Below are 17,985 nucleotides of genomic sequence, written 5' to 3' on the forward strand. Positions count from 1 at the left end.
TTCAGCTTCGATCCTAAAGAGCTCGAAGCGCTCATAACTCCTAAGACAAAGATGATAATCATAAATACGCCGCAAAATCCGACGGGAGGCGTGCTGCCGTCCTCGGACCTCGATCTTATTGCGGAACTTGCCGTAAAGCACGACTTGTGGGTAATGGCGGACGAAATATACTGCGCCATCATATTTGACGCGGTCTTTGACAGCATTTTATCCCGCCCCGGCATGAAGGAGCGCACTATACTGGTAGACGGTTTCTCAAAAACCTACGCCATGACGGGGTGGAGGTTGGGCTACGCCGTGGTGAGGGAAGATCTGGTTGCACACTTTTCTAAGCTTCTCACCAACTCGGTATCGTGCACAGCCACATTCACCCAGTGGGCCGGCATAGCAGCCCTCGAAGGACCTCAGGACTGCGTGGAGGAGATGGTGGCGTCGTATAAGAGGCGCAGGGATATGCTCGTAGACGGCCTGAATGAGATACCCGGTTTCAAGTGCTTAAAACCTCAGGGGGCCTTTTACGCCTTCGCAAACGTCACAGGTGCGTGTCGTAACCTTGGCCTTAAGGGCGCTGAAGAACTCCAAGATTATCTTCTCAACGAGGCCGGAGTTGCAGTGTTGGCGCGCACTTGCTTTGGGAATCGCGTACCCGGGGAAACAGAGGAATACGTAAGGTTCTGCTTCGCTACGTCCGAAAGCGCGATAAAGGAAGGCCTTTCGAGGATAAAGAAGGCTGTATCCTAAAGGCTTTGAGGTTCATCGCCCGATCTCAATCGCAAATTCTCCGTTAATAAATAGCCGCGTCGGAGGGGAGTGGATAACCATCTCTCCGACGCGGTTTTCGAGAGTTCCTTGCCCCCCAACTCCACAGAGCCGAAGGCGCACAACGCAAAAGTACCCTTGTAGTTAAGCGTCTCTAAGCTATTTGGCGGAAAGTCAAAGCCTAAAGCCCTTAGGAGGGGAGGATATCCTTTTCCTTGAGTTCCTTTTCGTTTAAAAGCACCAAATAATCCCCTCCCATGGCAAGGGCAAAGAGGTTGTGCTCCGTAGCTACGTTTACGATGGATTGGTCAAGGTTGAAAGAAGCTATGCAGCCAATCGTCTTTTTGTCCTTGAGCTCTGGCAGGAGCTCGCACGCCTTGGGAAGGAGCACATCCTTGAAATATTCCAAATCCTTCCGTCTGCCGTAATTTCCCTTTACATCCACGAGGAAAGCGTAATCGCCGCTCGTGGCTATGGCATCAAATTCCCAGACGTTTTTGTATGCGTCTTTTATCTTCCTCCTGATGGACATATCATCTACGTCCAAGTCGAAGCTCCTCTTTAACAGCAACGGCAAGCCTGGGAGGACAATATCCTCCACGAATGTCCCCATTTTCCTCACCAGGTCTCCCCACTTGCGATTCATCTCATCTTTGAAATCGCGCATCTCATCTTTGAAAACCTTCATCTCATCCTTGAAATCGCGCATTTCCTCAGAGAGCTGAAATATATTGATCTCCGTCTGGCGTGATTGATAAACGAGCTGCATCATTGCCCGCTCGAGCTCGCTCACTCGCTCTTCTACTAACATAACACGCCCTCCTTTGAAAACGCTTAAAGACATACTCGCATTGAATTATACCATCATGTCGAAGAGAAGGCGAGGATAGGGTCGCTCTTACTCAGAAGTCATCTATTTTTTGAGGGCGTTTCTATTATCGCTGCTTGGTGACCGTTGGCAGAGATAAAGGGTTAGAGCCTGTAAATAACGTGCTGATTTGGTTGAAAATGCATATTGACAGAAATTGGTATTCTGGTATTATAATGTGTGTAAATAAGCGTGTATGGAAGGGGAGTATTATGGCAGGATTGATGCAGCTTTCAGAGGCAGCTTCGCTCGCTCTGCATGGAATGGGGCTTTTAGCGGCATCTCGCAGGCGCATGAGCGTGAAAGAGCTCGCCTCGGCTACGGGGGCCTCAGAGGCTCATCTAGCTAAGGTGTTTCAGCGCCTTGGGAAAGAGGGTTATGTCTTTTCCACGAGGGGGCCTCGCGGAGGGTTTGTCCTTGCCAAGCCGCCGGAGGAGATCTCCCTTTTTGATATTTATAGGGCAATAGAGGGTGAACCGTCAAAGGAATATTGCCTTTTGAGGCGCGAAAGTTGTCCTTTTAAGCGCTGTATTTTTGGTTCTATAGTAAGGCGCCTTTCTGAAGATTTTTTGTCATATTTAACCTCAAAAACACTTGCAGATCTTGTGGAACCACAACTGGAGAAGGCGCAGGTCACAGCTTTTGAGGGTGGCTTGCAGTTTAATAAATCAACTTAAGAGACAGGAGGGTTAAAGGATGTTTTGTTACCAGTGTGAGCAGACGGCAAAGGGGACCGGATGCACAACTTTCGGCGTATGCGGTAAGAGTCCTGAGGTTTCAGACCTGCAGGATCTGTTGATCCACATAACCAAGGGGATCTCCATGTATGCCCACAGGGCGCGGGTTCTGGGAGCTAAGGACCCCGAGGTGGACTCCTTTGTCTTAGAGGCGCTATTCACAACGGTCACGAATGTCAACTTCGATGAGGAGCGCATGGAGTGGATGATCCGCAGGGCTGAAAGCATGAGGAAGAAGGCCCGCAATGTGTACGAAGAAGCCTGTAAGAAAGCAGGGAAGACTCCGGAGGCATTGACGGGGCCTGCGACCTTCGAGCTTGGCAGCAACCGCGATGAGCTGATCCGCCAGGGAGAGGGGCTCACGCCAGAGGCGAGGGCCGAAAAATGGGGGGAGCTCATTGGAGGACTTCATGACCTCGTTCTTTTCGGCCTCAAAGGCAGCGCGGCCTATGCCGACCACGCTCAAGTTTTGGGCAAGAAGGACGAAGAGATATATGCTGGTTTCCATGCCTTTCTCGATTTTTTGAGCCGCGAGAACTTTACAGAGGACGAGCTGCTCTCTAAGGCCCTTGAAGTGGGCAAGTTCAACATTAAGGTCATGGAGTTGCTCGATGCCGCCAACACCGGTTCTTACGGCCACCCTGAGCCCACAAGGGTGCGCACGACGCCGGTGGCTGGAAAGGCCATCGTCGTCTCGGGTCATGATTTGCGCGATCTGGACCTGCTTTTAAAACAGACCGAAGGGAAGGGGATAAACGTCTACACCCACGGGGAGATGTTACCCTGCCTCGCCTATCCCGGTCTCAAAAAATACCCTCACCTGGTAGGCAATTACGGAAGCGCATGGCAGAATCAGAGGGAAGAGTTCGATACCTTCCCAGGCGCCATACTCATGACCACAAATTGCATCCAGAAGCCAAAGGATAGTTATAAAGACCGCATCTTTACGACGGGCCTCGTAGCTTGGCCAGGCGTGCACCATATAGGGCCGGATAAGGACTTTTCTCCCGTGATCGAGGCGGCGTTGAAGGCAGAGGGTTTTGCCGAAGATGCGCCTGAACATTACATCACTATAGGTTTTGCCAGAAACGCGGTGCTATCCGCCGCGGACAAGGTGATAGAGTTGGTGAAATCAGGCAAAATCCGCCATTTCTTCCTCATAGGAGGATGCGACGGCGCAAAACCGGGGCGGAATTACTACACGGAGTTCGCCCAGGCGGTGCCAAAAGACTGCGTCATACTAACCCTTGCCTGCGGCAAATATCGCTTCAACAAGCTGCCTTTCGGCGATATCGAGGGAATTCCCAGGCTCTTGGACGCCGGACAGTGTAACGACGCCTATTCTGCCGTGAAAATTGCCCAGGCCCTGGCTGAGGCCTTCGACACGAATATAAATGGTCTGCCGCTTTCCCTCGTGCTCTCCTGGTATGAACAGAAGGCCGTTTGCATCCTACTTTCTCTCATCTATCTGGGGGTGAAAAATATGCGCCTTGGGCCAAGCCTTCCTGCCTTCGTAAAGCCTGCGGTGTTGGATTATCTGAGCAAGGAGTTGGGCTTGAAGCCTATAACCACTCCCAAAGAGGACCTTGCAGCCATATTGGGAGCATAGAATTTAATAGGGCGAGTCTCTCTTTTGGCTCGTCCTATTAGCGGTGATTATAGCCGAACAAAAGGGGTGTTCATCGTGGAAGATGACATCAAGGGGAAGGTTTTTAAGCTCAAAGACCTGGTCGGATTCCAAGAGGAGTCTATCGTGAGCAGAACCATTGTAGATAGGCCTGAAGGGACAATTACGCTGTTCGCTTTCGACGAAGGACAGGCCTTGAGCGAGCACAGTGCTCCCTATGATGCGCTTGTGACGGTCGTAGAAGGAAGGCTCGAGGTCAAGCTCGGCGGCAAGCCCAACGAAATGCACGCCGGCGAGTCCATAATCATGCCGGCCGGCGTGCCCCATGCCCTGCGGGCGTTATCGCAGGCTAAGATGCTCCTTGTGATGGTTCGTGGAAGTTAGCGATACTCCTTGCCTTGCGCCGCGGGGGGTTGTGATATCATTTTAGTTGTCATGTCGTTTGGGCATGGTCGATGACTGACTTTGGGGTGATAAGATGGCAGACGTGAGCGTTTGGTCCCGCATCGTGAGGGAATACGACATCCGCGGCATAGTAGGAGAGGATCTTACCCCTCACGTGGCTTATTGTCTGGGCCTTGGATACGCAGCTTACATAGAAGGGCAGGGCTTCGGCAGGGAGCGCGTTGCCGTAGGACATGACGGGCGCATCTCTTCGCCGTCGCTGGCGTTGGCTTTATCGTGTGGCTTGGCCGACGGCGGGCTGTCGCCTCTTCTATTGGGGATGGTTCCGACCCCAATCGTCTATTACGCCACCCACGTTTTAGACGTGATCGGAGGCATTGCTGTTACGGGAAGCCACAACCCACCCGAGTACAACGGCTTTAAAGTCTGTGTCAGGACGCAAACGCTTTGGGGTGAAAGCTTGAAAGAGATAGGCCAAATGGCTGCATCAGCTATGACAAAACCTTCCATCTCGGGTAGTGAGGCGCTTAAAGATAGGGGTTTTGAGCGCGTGGACGTTATGGGTCGCTACATACAAGACGTCCTATCGCGCGTCGACGCAAAAAGCATCCGTCTTGCCAGCCCAAAAGTCATCATCGACGGCGGCAACGGCGTCGCGGGTCCAGTCGCGAAGAAGGTCCTCGACGGATTGGGTTGTGATGTGAAGGGGCTTTATATAGAGCCTGACGGAAATTTCCCGAACCATCACCCGGATCCGACTATAGAGGAAACGCTGAAGGACCTCAAGAGGGAGGTCGCCGGCTCTGGCGCCGACTTCGGGATCGCCTTCGACGGCGACGGAGACAGGATAGGCGCTGTCGACGAGTCGGGAAACGTCGTATGGGGAGATAAGCTCCTCGTAGTTTATGCTCGCCAGATCCTAAAAGAACATCCAGGTGCGACGATCATAGGCGACGTCAAGTGTTCATCTGTGAGTTTTAAGGCTATAGAGGCTGCCGGAGGCGAGGCGGTCATGTGGAAGGCCGGGCATTCGCTCGTCAAGGCCAAGCTGAGAGAGACGGGAGCTCTAATGGCCGCCGAGATGAGCGGTCATGTATTTTTCGCGGACCGCTATTGGGGTTTTGACGACGCCACATACGCAGCCGCACGGTTGGTGGAGGTTTATTCCAAGGCTAAGCTTGACAGTCCGAAGACGAAGTTTTCAGATCTCTTGGCAGATTTGCCTCGCACTTTCGCTACGCCGGAGGTCCGAATTCCATGGCCCGACGAGGAAAAATTTTCCGTAGTGGAGTGCCTTGCTCAGAAGATAAAGGCGTGGCCCGACGTGAATGAGGTCATCACCATAGACGGCGTGCGGGCTCATCTGAAAGATGGCTGGGTTTTGGTGCGCGCCTCAAACACACAGCCCGCATTGGTCTTGAGGTGCGAGTCTTGTGTCTCCCAGGCGCACCTGGAAGAGTTGAGGAAAAGGCTTGAAGCGCTCTTGGCAGAATTGCAGCCGGCGTGAATCTGGCGCTTTTTAGGGCGAGGGAACGAACTTTAAGGTCAAAAACACGATCTCGGGCACGGAGCCGAGGCGCGTTGGAGGTCCCCAAGTGCCGAATCCGCACGATATGTAATATATAGTATTACCTTTTTGCAATAGCCCCCACGATTTCTCGAAGATGAGTGATGTAATGAAATTAAAAGGGAAGAGCTGACCGTTGTGGGTGTGCCCAGATATCTGCATGGTTACGCCAGCCTCTTCGGCTTCGCTCAGTTTGAGTGGTGTGTGGTCGAGGATAAACGTAGGAAGCGGCGGAACTTCGCGCAGAAGTTCTTTTAGGGGAAGACGGCTATCGCCGAAGGAGCTACCGCGTATGTCGTTTCGGCCGACGAGCAGAATGGCATCGCCAACAACCACCGCCTCGTCGCGCAGTAACCTAACGCCCCCTCGTCTCAGATAATCGGCTACCTCCTCAACGCCGGCGTAATATTCGTGGTTGCCGGTCACGGCATAGACCCCGTAGGGAGCCTCGAGGCGGGAGAATTCTTCGGCCAGTTTCTCCTCTTCGGCTTGATAGACGCTCTCATCTACTATGTCTCCTGCCAGCCAAACCGTGTGCGGTTTTAAGGAATTTACCGTGTCGACCAGCTCTTTTATACGAGAGTTGCGCATGAAGCAACCCACATGTATGTCAGAGATCGCCGCTATGTGCATATCCTCTCTAACAGTGCTGCCTTGGCCTGGCATAGAGAGTTCGATTTTCGTAATCTGGATCCTTCTGGCGTTTAGACCCGCTGCCACTACGAGCGCGATGATCGCTATGCTGCCGATGGCCCAGATCCCTCCCCTTGAAGCCGTCGACAGCGGAGGCATGGCGGCAAAGAGATAGCTCAAAAGCCTGTAGATATCGACAGCCAAACAGAGGAGTATGGCGTAGACCATGAAAGCCAGATAGTAAGAGCCGACCCATATCATGCCCCACGTAAGGGTGTTTTTGACGATATAAGCTTCCAATAACCTGCCGGCCGGGTAGGAAATCGCCGCAAGGGCCCAGAACAGCAACAACAAGAAGGTTCCCGGTGAATTTGCTGCTGCCTTCAGATGGGAGAAGATATAGTAATTTGCCGCAGCGTAAGAAGAAAATGCCGCGAAGAGCAGCGTCACGATGAGCCTCGTCTCCACAAAACCCCTCCCTTTAAAGAGGCCACAAAGACTATTGAATATATACCTGGGCCCCTTTAGATTTACGGCTCATACTAAGTTGGGAATTTATTTCGCCTCTGTTAGGGCAAATTTCTGGGCAGTTTGGCGAACGTGCTGCAGACGACGGTCTGTGGGCGGGTGCGAGTTAAAGCCATTGGGAGAAGTGGTATAGCCGGCCTCCTTCATCTTTTCCAGAGCGCGTACCAATCCCCATGGGTCATAACCGGCTTTAGTGGCGAGCTCGATGCCGTAGTCGTCTGCCTCCACCTCTTGCTCCCTGCTGAAGCCCGCTTCCGCGAGGGCCAAACCGAGTTCCACCGGGTCTATGCCGGAACTCCCCTTGTAGCCTATAGCCTTGAAGATGAGGCTGTAGAACACTCCTCGCCCCACGGTCGAGCCGTAGTGGTTGAGTTTTATGTGGCCTAATTCATGGGCCAAAACGCCGGCGAGCTCATCCTCGCTATCGAGAAGATCCAACATCCCAGTAGTCACGGATACCGAATACGACCCCACAGAGAAGGAGACCCAGGCATTGGGCTCCTTCTGTTTCACGATTCTGATTGGCCCAGGCTTTTCTAAGTTGGCGGCCTTTGTGAGGCGCTGCCACACCTCTGGCACGGCGGAGGCAGGAAGCGCCGCGCAAGCTTCGATCGGCAACAGGAGCAGGAGGAATATCGCCACGACAAGCGACGTTCTCTTGGCTCTCATCTTTGTCACCTCCTGCAAAAACCTGCGTCGAGATCTGGCAGATGCCATACCTCTCCTGATAAATAGGATAATGAATCTGCTGAAAATTTCAAGATAGCTGGAAAAAATTCAGCATTATTACGGGTTTACCATTTCCCCTGTCACTTTAACCCTCATGTTCGGCGTAAGCGTGCCGCAGACTCACATAAAAATACGGTTAGGGAACCTCTGCAGGGGTTCGCGGGTTGCCATAATGACGTATGGCTTCGGTGGCTCGAAAGTAGCGCGAGCATTGCGCTGGTATAGGTGATAAGTCTATAGAAAATGCCAACAAGCTACTTTGCGCCCAAAGGAGGCATTCTCAAAGGGTGGCGAGACATCACATTTGTCAAAGCTTTCGGGGCAGAAAGGCAAAAAAGGACAACTTCCTTCTTTTTTGGGCGCGCCTCGTCGCCGCGCGGCTGCCTCTAACGGTTTGCCGAGGCGTGGCAGGGCGGAGGCGAGCGCTTTCGTGTAAGGGTGTATCGGATTTTCTATGATGGCATTACTGGGTCCTTCCTCGCATGGATTCCCTTGGAAGAGGACCAAGCCCCTCTCGGTTATTGCCTTAGCTAAGAGGAGATCGTGAGTTACGAACAAGAGGGCCATCCCTTTTTTTATTCTTCTCTTTAACACCTCGAGAACATCCCACCTCGTAGAAGCATCCTGCATAGAAGTGGGCTCGTCCGCCAGGAGCAGTTCGGGCTCGAGCACAAGGGCCCTGGCGATGGCCACCCTCTGACGCTGTCCCCCCGAAAGGCCATCGCGGAGGGAACTTTTGAACATATCGCGGTCAATGTTAAGTTCCTCGAGAAGCGAAGTCGCTTTTTCTTTCGCTTCTTTCGTTGAACCGTGGACAAGCTGCCACACTTCAGCCACTGCATCTTCTACGCTCAAAGTGGGTGGCAGAGAGCCGTATGGATCCTGAGCCACATAACCGCAACGACGGCGCGCGCTCCTTCGCTTTGCCGCTTCGACTGAATGGAGGTCAGTGTCAAATAGCAGGGCCTCACCTTCGCTGGGTGCTACCAATCCGAGAAGCGCCCTCAGCAGCGTAGTTTTGCCGCTTCCTGATTCGCCTATTATGGCAAGGCTTCCACCTAAGGGCAGAACGAAATCGATGCCGTGCAGCGCCCACGTTGCCTCTTTCCCTTTGCCGAAGAACACGCGGAGGTTTTTTACGCAAGCGGCGTTCATGGTCCGACCTCCAACTTTTTTAGCGCAGCTATCAGCACTTTTGTGTGGTGGTGCCGTGGGCTCTCTATGAGCTCAAGCGGCTCTCCTTGTTCCACAATTGTGCCGTCGTGCATAACGGCGATCCTGTCGCTCAATCCGGAGGCCAGCGGCAGATCGTGCGTGACAAGGAGAAGCCCCATGTCTCTTTCTATCACCAGGCGAAGCAGGAGTTTTGTGATTTCCGCTTGCACGATTACGTCCAGAGCGGTCGTCGGCTCGTCCGCCAGGAGATAATTCGGATTACAGGCCAAGGCCATCGCTATTGCAGCACGCTGTCTTTGCCCTCCTGAGAGTTGGTGGGGATAGCGGGATGAGAAATTGGCGGGGAGTTCGACTTCTTCCAACAGCGATGCCGCCTTTCTCTTGGCATCAGCCTTGTTGATGCCAAGGTGCACCTCCATGGGTTCCGCTATTTGGGAGCCTATCGTTATGACCGGCGTGAGAGCGTTCATGGAACCCTGGGGCACCAGCGAGATCTTGTGCCAGCGCAGTTTACGGAATTCCTCATCGGATAATCCTAAAGCGTTTTTGTCATCTAAAAAAACTTGCCCGGAGATGCTTGTTCCGTAGGGAAGGAGGCGTAACAGAGCGAGGAGCAGCGTGCTTTTGCCGCTTCCCGATTCCCCCACGACGGAGACAACTTCGCCTCGGCGAACATCCAGGCTCACGCCGCGCAGGGCTTCGACGGATCGCTTTTCTCCATGATAGGCGACGCAAAGGTCTTTTATTGAAATCATAACGCTTTCCTCCTGAGCCGCGGGTCCAGAATTTCCTCGAGGTGCCGGCCGAGGTCTAAAAAGACGAGACACAACCCTGCTATGCCAAATCCGGGAGGCAGGATGAGCCACCATGCGCCACTTGTAAAGGCTCCAAATGAGTGGGCCTCGTGAAGCATTCTTCCCCACGATACGAGCCGCGGGTCGGAGAGCCCCAAAAAAGACAGGCCGGCCTCCGCCAAGACCGCTCCCGGTACTCCCAGAGCGATGTTGGCCAGGAGCAATGGCAGCGCTTCCGGCAAGAGATGGCGCCACAATATATAAGAAGAGGGAGCACCGAGGGCGCGCAGGCCCTCTACGAAGGTAGCCTCTCTCAGGCTTAACGTCATAGATCTCACGGTGCGAGCGGTGGACATCCATGAGAAGGCTGAAAGTATCAAGATGAGGTTGAACAGTCCTTTGCCCCACAATCCGGCCAGCACTATCATGATGGGAAGGGTCGGTATGGATAAGAGCACATCGACCGCCCTCATTATAATGGCGTCGATGATCCCACCGAAGTAACCGCTCGAAAGTCCGAAGGCGAGCCCCAGCGCTGTAGCTATAAACGTGGCCGAAAGCCCTACCAGAAGCGACACCCTGATGCCCAATACGAAGAGGTGAAATACGTCACGCCCTCTCTGGTCTGTTCCCAAAAGCCCCCATCGGTTTCCAGGAACCTGGAGTGTCAATGAAACCTCATTCGGCGGTTCGCTGCTCTCGAGGCGCAATGCGTACTCTCCGGGGGCGGGAAAGAGATGAAGTATGGGGTTTTGAAAGGGAGAAAGCCCAAGTGCGAGCTTGAAAGACACATCCCTGGTGTCGAGATCTATCTGGCTTCCTGCCTTTTTAGAGGCGTCGTAGAGCACTATCGTTTCCTTAGGCGTCTCCCACATGATACGTGCAACCTCGGGCGGCGCCTCGAAGCGTATTGCGCCTTTTAAAGAAAAGCGCAGCGGCGGCTCATATTCCCAAAGGAAACGCCTTTCGAGTTGCTCCTTTGTTATCATCAGGTGCAGACTGGGAGGGGCATCCTTGGCGAGCCAGATCGGCTTTACGAAGGGGGGTGCCACTGCCTCATCCGGTGAGGCCTTGAAGAGGTGCGGTCCGATCGCAGCGAGGATTATGCCGAGCGCCAGGGTCCAAAAGCTCCACCGACGCAATAACCTCATCGCTCCATCTTCCTCTCAATGCCTATACGAGGATCGACGAAGCCGTAGGCGAGGTCGGCCAGGAGGTTAGAGATCACGGTGAGCAACGCCAATAAAAAGAAGGCGGCGCCTGCGGCTGGGTAGTCTTGTCCCGTCACGGATTCGAGCAGAAATCGCCCCACGCCGTGAAGAGAGAAGACTGTCTCTGTTATCACGGCTCCCGATACCACCCCGGGCAGCGACAGGAAAATTATCGTGACTATGGGTGGTAATACGGAGCGAAAGGCGTGACGCCACAAGATCAAGTTTTGTGGCAACCCCTTGGCCCTCGCCAAAAATATAAAATCTTCACCCAAAACCTTCACCATGAGGTTTCTGACGTATAAGGCCCAGGAGCCGAAGCCCAAAATGACGAGTGAAGAAACAGGTAGGGTCATGTGCCAGATGTAGTCGATCATTGCGGGCCAACCTGGAGGCGGCGGAGGGATAGAGATACTTCCCCTCAAAGGAAATATTGGTACGGCAAAGGCGAAAAGCAAGAGCATCACGAGCTGTATAAAAAAGGAGGGAAAGGAAAAGGATATCGCTCCCGCCCAGAGCACCAACCTCTCGACAAGCCCTCCGCGCTTTGCCGCTGCGATCACACCGAGGTATATCCCCAACAGGGCTGAAATGGCCATTGCTGAGCCGAGCAGAATGAGCGTGTTAGGGAGGCGGCTTCTTATTTCATCCCATACAGGCCTCTGACTCAAAAACGAGACGCCGAAGTTAAACGTGAGCATCTGCTTGACGTAGAGCAGAAATTGCTCGCCCATAGGGCGATCCAGGCCGAAGAGGGCAGCCAGCTCCTCCTTGGCCTGGGGAGAAAAGCGAGGGTCGATGATCGCGCTCACCGGGTCTCCCGGGAGTATGCGGAAGAGAAAGAAGTTTAATATCAACACGACGGCGAGGACCAAAAACGATGAGGCGATTCTGCGACCCCAATATGTCTTCAATGTGCTTCACCTCGGCATGAGCCAAAAGAGGTCGTTTCGGACCAGACGGACATACTCGCCTTGTCGGTATTCGCTAAAAGCGAACGGGCCCGTTCCGACCAACATGGTGAGGTTTCTTTTTTGCGGGTGGATCATCCTACTGGGTTGCCATATTTGCCAACTCTCCAATGAGGCGAGCTGCCACGCCGGGAGGATCGGGAGCCCGCCGATCTGGTGGAGGTGCCAATAGCTCGTATTCTTCATCGTGATAGTTATTTCATAGTCGCCCTTGACGACCGCCGTGTCGACGTCGCTCACGGCATCCCAGAAGCGCGGCACGCGGTGTTCTTTCAAGAATGAGATCGTCGCCGCTACGTCTTTGGCTGTAAAGGGCTTGCCGTCCTGCCAGAGCACGTCGTCTCTCAAGAGAAACGATAGGCATGTTACCTGTCCATTGCCTGAGGGAACGGTTTCCACTTTCCATTCCTTAGCGAGCCAGGGTAGATCTTTTAGTGTCTCTGGGTCTGAGGTTAAAAGCGCGTCGTATATAAGGCCCAAGACTTGCCAATCATAGGCGGAGCTCGCGGTGAACGGGTTTAGGTTGCGCGGTTCTTCCGGCAAGCACCAATAGAAAGGACGCATCTTTCCCTCTGGCTCCATGGCAAGCAGGCTCCAAAGGTTGTCAGCCGTAGCAATTTGGGTGGTTACGGCCCCTTTCCATTCTTTGCGCAAAGCCGTAACGAAGTAGCGTGAGTAGATGGGAACCATTGGGACTTTCTCCAGCAGAAGCTCTTGGGCGCGCCTGGCAGCGGACCTGGCATCTTCTTCGTCTGGAGCCCATCGCAACGCCTCAAGGGCGGCGTCTAACTCGTCGTCATGGATGCCGCAGATATTATAGCCGCCTTTTACATCCATAGAGGAATGAAAGAAGGCGTAAAGGCTATCAGGGTCGCGAGACAGTTGCCACGCTAATACATATGAGTCAAAGGTATGCTCGTCGAGTCTGGCTATGAGTGTGGAAAAATCCACGGGCTCTACCTCTATGGGCAAACCCAACTCCCTCAACGAGGCGGCGACTCGCTGTGCCAGCTCGGCCGTCGTGGGAGCCACCTGGGCCGTGGGGGAGAGGATCCTCATGGGTTTAAGCGGCAAATCTTCGCCCGGGGGAACTAGGAGGCCATTGCTGTATCGCCATCCCGCTTCCTGCAAAGTCCTGCGGGCACCTTCCAAATCATAGGGCGGCGTTTCGAGATCTCCGGCGCAGTAAGGTGAAGCTGGCGGCAAAAACGTGGAGAGAGGCGCGGAGTAACCGGAAAATATGTCTCTGACGAATTGATTTCTGGGAATGGCCTGCCATATCGCCCGGCGCAGTTCAACTTTGTTCCAGGGGGCCTTCCTGATGTTGAAGCCTAAGAAGAAGGCGTGAAAGCCTTGAGCGAGAGAAAGAGAAAGCTCTTTGTTGGAGGCGAGGCGTTCGATGTCGACGGGGCGCGTGATGTCTGAAAGCAAGTCTACCTGCCCCTTTTCCAGCGCCAGCAGTTGAGCGTCTGGGTCTCTTATGATGACCAAATATAGCTCTTCTATCTTTGGCCCGCGGATCGCGCTTACGTCCACCCCGCATGCTGCCGTCACAAAAATCGCAATGCTGCATACCACAAGGGCGACGCTTTTTAGAAACCGCTTGGCGAACATATGGTTCCTCTCCCTCTTGAAGGTCATGTCATTTGAAGACAGCCTTTATATAATAGCAAACGTATAGGCTATAGGCTCAACTCTTTCTCTCAAGCATTTTTGGCTCTAAGTCTTCATTGGAAAGCGCTGACATTATTCGACGACGCATGGGCGTAAAGCACGACGAGGTGACGCGCGTGGAACGCAAAGTCGTATGCACCAAATTCTGGCAGATTGTGGAGATCTTGAAAAGCCTCGATGCGCATGAAGGCGTGTGCATAATCCCTATAGGCGCTCAAGGGTCCGGTAAGAGCACACTTGGGCGGAGGCTCAAAGTCGCCTTGGGCGATGTCGATGTGATATCGCCCGATGCCATACGTATGAGGCTGTATAAGAAAGCCCATCCCGAAGAAGAGCGGGTTGACTACGGAAAAGTCTGGAATTGGCTGACTGAGACGAACAAACACGAACTGGTGAGGAAGATAGCCAAGGAGAGGTTCGCAAAGAATGTCGCCCGCTTCGTATATATAGATCAAATGAACCTGACGCGCAGAGGCCGTCGCCCCTTCCTTTTGACCGACAGACTCAAGGTTGCCATATACTTTCATCTCGATGAAGAGACCTTGCTCGAGCGGCACAGGCGGCGTTCTGACAAAGCAGCTCATATACCGGAGGCGGCCGTTTTAGTCAATCACAGGAAGGCGGAAGAACCGACAGAAGAGGAAGGCTTTGACCTCATCATCAATTATTACGTGGACGAGCACAAAAGGCCTCATCTCTCGAAGTGTTATACTGTCAAAAAGGGGGTGTCAGGCGTGCAAAGGTCTATTGAGATTCTGGAGTTCGCCATGAAGATGGAACTTGAGGCCAGAGACTTCTACAGAGAGAGCGGAGATAGGGTGGCGAGAGACGATGTGAAGCGCCTCCTCTCCCGCTTGGCAAAATGGGAGGAATCTCACCATCGCTTCTTAAAAGAACAGAGAGATCGCCTAAAAAGCGGCGCAGGGTGGGATGCCAGTGCCATTCTTTTGGACGTGAGTGAGGCCCGAGATATCTTAGAGCGGCCGTGGAAGGGTAGGGGAGTCGAACCGCCTCTGAGCGAGGAGGCCTCGGATTTCAGCGTAATCCGCATGGCTTTGGGGATGGAGACCGACTTTCGAAATTTCTATCTGAAAGCGGCTGCCAACACCGATGATCCGGATGGTAAAGCGGTCTTGGCGAAACTCGCCGATTGGGAGGGCGAACATCAAAAGATCATTGACGAGCAATATCGCCAGTTGCACCAAGATTTTATGGCTCAGATGGGCTTCGCTCCATTCTAACGCAGGGATCAGGCCTTTGCTTTTTGCATTTTCGTGCTGAAGTTGATCCTCTTGGCCCGAATGGCGTTTTTTGGCTAAAATAGATTCCGTCGCGCTGCCGATGCGGATCAAACCTCATTTATCAAACATCTTGGAGGGGGGAAATCCTGTGAACCTCAAGGGATTGAAAGACAAGGCACGGCGTTTGCTCGTGGAGTTTAAAGGTGAAAACTATGCCTTTGGGCTCGGCGTATTAAAAATGGCTGGGGAATTCGGTGCATCCTTCGGCAAAAGCGCCCTTGTGATATCAAATGCGACACATATTGAGTCTGTGGCTAGCGTGGTAGTTGAGTCCCTGCAGGCTCGAGGAGTGGCTTTGGCCGGCGGGCGGATATGGCTTGGAGCCAGGCCTAATGCGCCGAGGGAGGATGTCTACCGGATGGAGAGCTACATCCTTCACTTTAAGCCCGATTGTATTATTCCTATAGGCGGGGGAAGCACCATAGACGCGGCTAAGGCTGCAGATGTCTTGGCAGCCTTGGGCGGGTATGAACCCGATATAGACGCTTATTTCGGCACCGGCTTGGTTACGAAGGCCTTAAAAGAGACAGGTAAAAACCTTGTGCCTATAGTTGCAGTGCAGACCTCCGCCAGCTCCGGAGCACATCTTACCAAGTATTCCAACGTGACCGACCCCACAGCCGGACAAAAGAAGCTCATAGTGGACGATGCCATCGTTCCGCCCAAAGCGGTCTTCGATTATGAAGTGACTGCTTCTATGCCGCTGGGCGTTACTGTGGACGGGATCATGGATGCCATCTCGCACTGCCTCGAGGTCTTCTACGGCGCTTCTGGCGAGACTTTCGACAAAGTTGCAGAGGTGACTCTAACGGGCATAGAACTCGCCGTGGGCTATGCGAAAAAGGTCTTGTCAGCGCCTCGAGATTTGGAAGTTAGAGAAGGATTAGGCTTGGCCACTGACTTGGGCGGCTATGCCATAATGATAGGCGGCACTAATGGCGCTCACCTGACCAGCTTTTCCTTGGTGGATGTAACAAGTCATGGCCGTGCGTGCGGCCTTATGAACCCGTACTATACAGTCTTCTTCGCACCGGTGATAGAAAGGCAGTTAAAACTGCTCGGAGAGATCTTTAAGAGAGCAGGCTATATAGGCGAAGATTTGGAGGCGCTGCGAGGTAGAGAGTTAGGCGTTGCAGTAGCCAAGGGAATGGTGGCCTTTGCTCAAGATATAGGTGCGCCCACAAAACTCACGGACCTGCCGGGCTTTTCCGATGAGCACATAAAGCGTGCCTTGGAAGCGGCTAAAGATCCGCAACTTGAGATGAAACTTAAAAACATGCCGGTGCCGCTTTCTGCCGGTCTGGTTGACGAATATATGGCTCCGATTTTGGAAGCCGCTAAGGTCGGTGATTTTGCCTTAATCAAAAACATGTGACAAAAAGGAGGGTGCACAGAGCGTTGCGCCGCCGACCTTAACTTTAAGGGCAACGAGAAGGAGGCTCGTTTATGGGAAGCTTGGTTCAAGTGTTAACTGTTGGATTTCCGGCCACATTTCAGCCGCTTACATTCTTACTTCTTGTCCTAGGGGTTTTTTGGGGGATGATCTTCGGCGCCATACCCGGTCTGACGGCGGCTATGGGTGTGGCTTTAGCTATCCCCTTCACATTTTTTATGAGCGCTGTGGATGGTTTGACCCTCCTTACAGGCATATGGGTAGGTGGCGTCTCCGGTGGGTTTATATCTGCCTGCCTTCTCAACATGCCTGGCACTCCCTCGTCTATCACAACCTGCTTCGATGGTTATCCTATGAGTCGAAAGGGGAAGTCCGGCCAAGCTTTGGGCATTGCCCTTACTTCGTCAGTTATCGGTGGCTTGCTTGGAGTCTTGGTTCTCATGACACTTGCGCCGTTCATTGCCCGTCAGGCTCTGAAGTTTGGGCCCTTTGAGTATTTTTCCCTGGGCGTTTTGGCCTTTGTGGCCGTAAGCAGCATGTTGGGCGGAAGCATCTGGAGAAATTTGGCTGGCTTGGCTGTGGGGCTTGCCATCAGCTCGATCGGTGCCGATCCCATAAGTGGCATACCTCGTCTGTGCTTTGGCATCAGCGAACTCCAAGGCGGGATAGCACTTCTTCCTTTGTTGGTTGGGCTCTTTTGCGTTTCTGAGATCATCGAGGATATTGGAGCGGAGATGGAGGCCATCGTTCCTCCGGAGGCGCGGAAGGTGAAGTTCAGAGAACTCCTGCCGCCACTTGAAGTCTTTAAGGACAACTTCGCCAATCTCATCAGGTCCTTTATAATAGGGCTTACAATAGGTATTTTCCCTGGTATTGGGGGAGCCACATCAAATGTCATCGCCTACGGCATGGCGAAGTCCAGTTCCAAGCATCCAGAGAAATTTGGCACCGGCATACCAGACGGCCTGATAGCGAGCGAAGCGGCCAATAATGCCTCCATTGGAGGAGCATTTATACCACTCGTAGCTCTGGGGATCCCCGGGGATGCGGTTACGGCGATTCTGTTGGGAGGTTTTATGATCCACGGCATTAACCCCGGTCCGTTGCTGTTCAGATATAGCGCGGATCTTGTATATGCCGTATTTTCGGCGCAATTCTGGGCAAACGTCGTGATGTTCGCGATGGGGCTATTTTTGATCAAGCTCTTTATATATTCACTGAGCTTCCCCAAAAGGTTTCTCTTGCCCATCATAGCGGTGTCCTGTATACTTGGAGCGTTTGCGCTCAATAATAGATTGTTCGACATATGGGTTCTGGTATTTTTTGGGATCTTCGGCTACGCTTGGAATAAAATGGGATTTTCGCTGGTGCCAGTGTTGGTGGCATTCGTCCTTGGGCCTGTGGTGGAGGCCAACTTAAGGCAAGGTTTGACCGAAAGTGCGGGGAGTTTCCTTCCCATATTTACGCGCCCGATTTCCTTGGGCCTTCTCATTGCAGCCGTGGCGCTCTTTTTGTTGGGCAGGTATCTTCAAATAATTATGAAACGGCGTAGAGTTAGCGGAATATAGTTTATTGACATTTTTGCAAACTTGTATATAATATAACGTATGAT

The 17,985-nt window shown here is 53.1% G+C and carries 16 protein-coding genes; 8 read left to right on the forward strand and 8 right to left on the reverse strand.

Features of this window, described 5'->3' with window-relative positions:
• On the forward strand, positions 1 to 741 hold a 741-nt coding region (locus EZM41_RS04520; RefSeq protein ID WP_198469953.1), incomplete at its 5' end, for an aminotransferase class I/II-fold pyridoxal phosphate-dependent enzyme.
• A 208-nt stretch (positions 742 to 949) separates the two neighbouring features.
• On the opposite strand, the gene EZM41_RS04525 is transcribed toward EZM41_RS04520, so the two are convergent.
• Entirely contained in the window at positions 950 to 1,570 is a 621-nt protein-coding gene (locus EZM41_RS04525; RefSeq protein ID WP_198469954.1) for a hypothetical protein, read from the reverse strand.
• Between the two features lie 269 nt (positions 1,571 to 1,839).
• Between EZM41_RS04525 and EZM41_RS04530 the strand changes: the two genes are divergently transcribed.
• The 4 genes from EZM41_RS04530 to EZM41_RS04545 all read left to right on the forward strand — a co-directional run bounded on the left by EZM41_RS04530 (position 1,840) and on the right by EZM41_RS04545 (position 5,903).
• Positions 1,840 to 2,304 carry an RrF2 family transcriptional regulator gene (locus EZM41_RS04530; RefSeq protein ID WP_198469955.1) on the forward strand — a complete coding sequence of 155 codons (465 nt, stop codon included), beginning with the start codon at positions 1,840 to 1,842 and terminating at the stop codon, positions 2,302 to 2,304.
• Positions 2,305 to 2,323: 19 nt separating this feature from the next.
• Entirely contained in the window at positions 2,324 to 3,973 is a 1,650-nt protein-coding gene (gene hcp, locus EZM41_RS04535) for a hydroxylamine reductase (RefSeq protein WP_198469956.1), read from the forward strand.
• 75 nt (positions 3,974 to 4,048) lie between these two features.
• A complete protein-coding gene (locus EZM41_RS04540) occupies positions 4,049 to 4,375 on the forward strand; it encodes a cupin domain-containing protein (protein WP_342449234.1) in 327 nt (108 codons plus the stop codon).
• Between the two features lie 94 nt (positions 4,376 to 4,469).
• Complete coding sequence (locus tag EZM41_RS04545) at positions 4,470 to 5,903, forward strand: phosphomannomutase/phosphoglucomutase (protein ID WP_198469957.1); 1,434 nt, start codon at positions 4,470 to 4,472, stop codon at positions 5,901 to 5,903.
• Between the two features lie 12 nt (positions 5,904 to 5,915).
• On the opposite strand, the gene EZM41_RS04550 is transcribed toward EZM41_RS04545, so the two are convergent.
• The 7 genes from EZM41_RS04550 to EZM41_RS04580 form a co-directional block, all read right to left on the reverse strand.
• Positions 5,916 to 7,064 (reverse strand): metallophosphoesterase, encoded by a 1,149-nt coding sequence (locus tag EZM41_RS04550; RefSeq protein ID WP_342449235.1) that lies wholly within the window; start codon positions 7,062 to 7,064, stop codon positions 5,916 to 5,918.
• Between the two features lie 87 nt (positions 7,065 to 7,151).
• Positions 7,152 to 7,793: a M48 family metallopeptidase gene (locus EZM41_RS04555; protein ID WP_198469958.1), complete on the reverse strand. Its 642-nt coding sequence runs from the start codon at positions 7,791 to 7,793 to the stop codon at positions 7,152 to 7,154.
• A gap of 294 nt (positions 7,794 to 8,087) precedes the next feature.
• Complete coding sequence (locus EZM41_RS04560) at positions 8,088 to 9,008, reverse strand: oligopeptide/dipeptide ABC transporter ATP-binding protein (protein WP_198469959.1); 921 nt, start codon at positions 9,006 to 9,008, stop codon at positions 8,088 to 8,090.
• Positions 9,005 to 9,784: an ABC transporter ATP-binding protein gene (locus EZM41_RS04565; protein WP_198469960.1), complete on the reverse strand. Its 780-nt coding sequence runs from the start codon at positions 9,782 to 9,784 to the stop codon at positions 9,005 to 9,007. Before EZM41_RS04565 ends, EZM41_RS04560 begins: the two co-directional genes overlap by 4 nt.
• Positions 9,781 to 10,974, reverse strand: coding sequence for an ABC transporter permease (locus tag EZM41_RS04570; RefSeq protein ID WP_198469961.1), 1,194 nt, complete (start codon positions 10,972 to 10,974; stop codon positions 9,781 to 9,783). Before EZM41_RS04570 ends, EZM41_RS04565 begins: the two co-directional genes overlap by 4 nt.
• Complete coding sequence (locus EZM41_RS04575; RefSeq protein ID WP_198469962.1) at positions 10,971 to 11,948, reverse strand: ABC transporter permease; 978 nt, start codon at positions 11,946 to 11,948, stop codon at positions 10,971 to 10,973. Before EZM41_RS04575 ends, EZM41_RS04570 begins: the two co-directional genes overlap by 4 nt.
• Before the next feature lie 6 nt (positions 11,949 to 11,954).
• On the reverse strand, positions 11,955 to 13,619 hold the full coding sequence (locus EZM41_RS04580) for an ABC transporter substrate-binding protein (protein ID WP_198469963.1): 1,665 nt from the start codon (positions 13,617 to 13,619) through the stop codon (positions 11,955 to 11,957).
• Positions 13,620 to 13,795: 176 nt separating this feature from the next.
• Between EZM41_RS04580 and EZM41_RS04585 the strand changes: the two genes are divergently transcribed.
• The 3 genes from EZM41_RS04585 (at position 13,796) to EZM41_RS04595 (ending at position 17,941) form a co-directional block, all read left to right on the forward strand.
• A complete protein-coding gene (locus EZM41_RS04585) occupies positions 13,796 to 14,920 on the forward strand; it encodes an AAA family ATPase (protein ID WP_198469964.1) in 1,125 nt (374 codons plus the stop codon).
• A 148-nt stretch (positions 14,921 to 15,068) separates the two neighbouring features.
• On the forward strand, positions 15,069 to 16,355 hold the full coding sequence (locus EZM41_RS04590; RefSeq protein WP_198469965.1) for an iron-containing alcohol dehydrogenase: 1,287 nt from the start codon (positions 15,069 to 15,071) through the stop codon (positions 16,353 to 16,355).
• 71 nt (positions 16,356 to 16,426) lie between these two features.
• Positions 16,427 to 17,941 (forward strand): tripartite tricarboxylate transporter permease, encoded by a 1,515-nt coding sequence (locus EZM41_RS04595; RefSeq protein WP_198469966.1) that lies wholly within the window; start codon positions 16,427 to 16,429, stop codon positions 17,939 to 17,941.
• Positions 17,942 to 17,985 lie beyond the last annotated feature (44 nt).

The organism is Acetomicrobium sp. S15 = DSM 107314, assembly GCF_016125955.1.
Lineage (GTDB): Bacteria > Synergistota > Synergistia > Synergistales > Thermosynergistaceae > Thermosynergistes > Thermosynergistes pyruvativorans.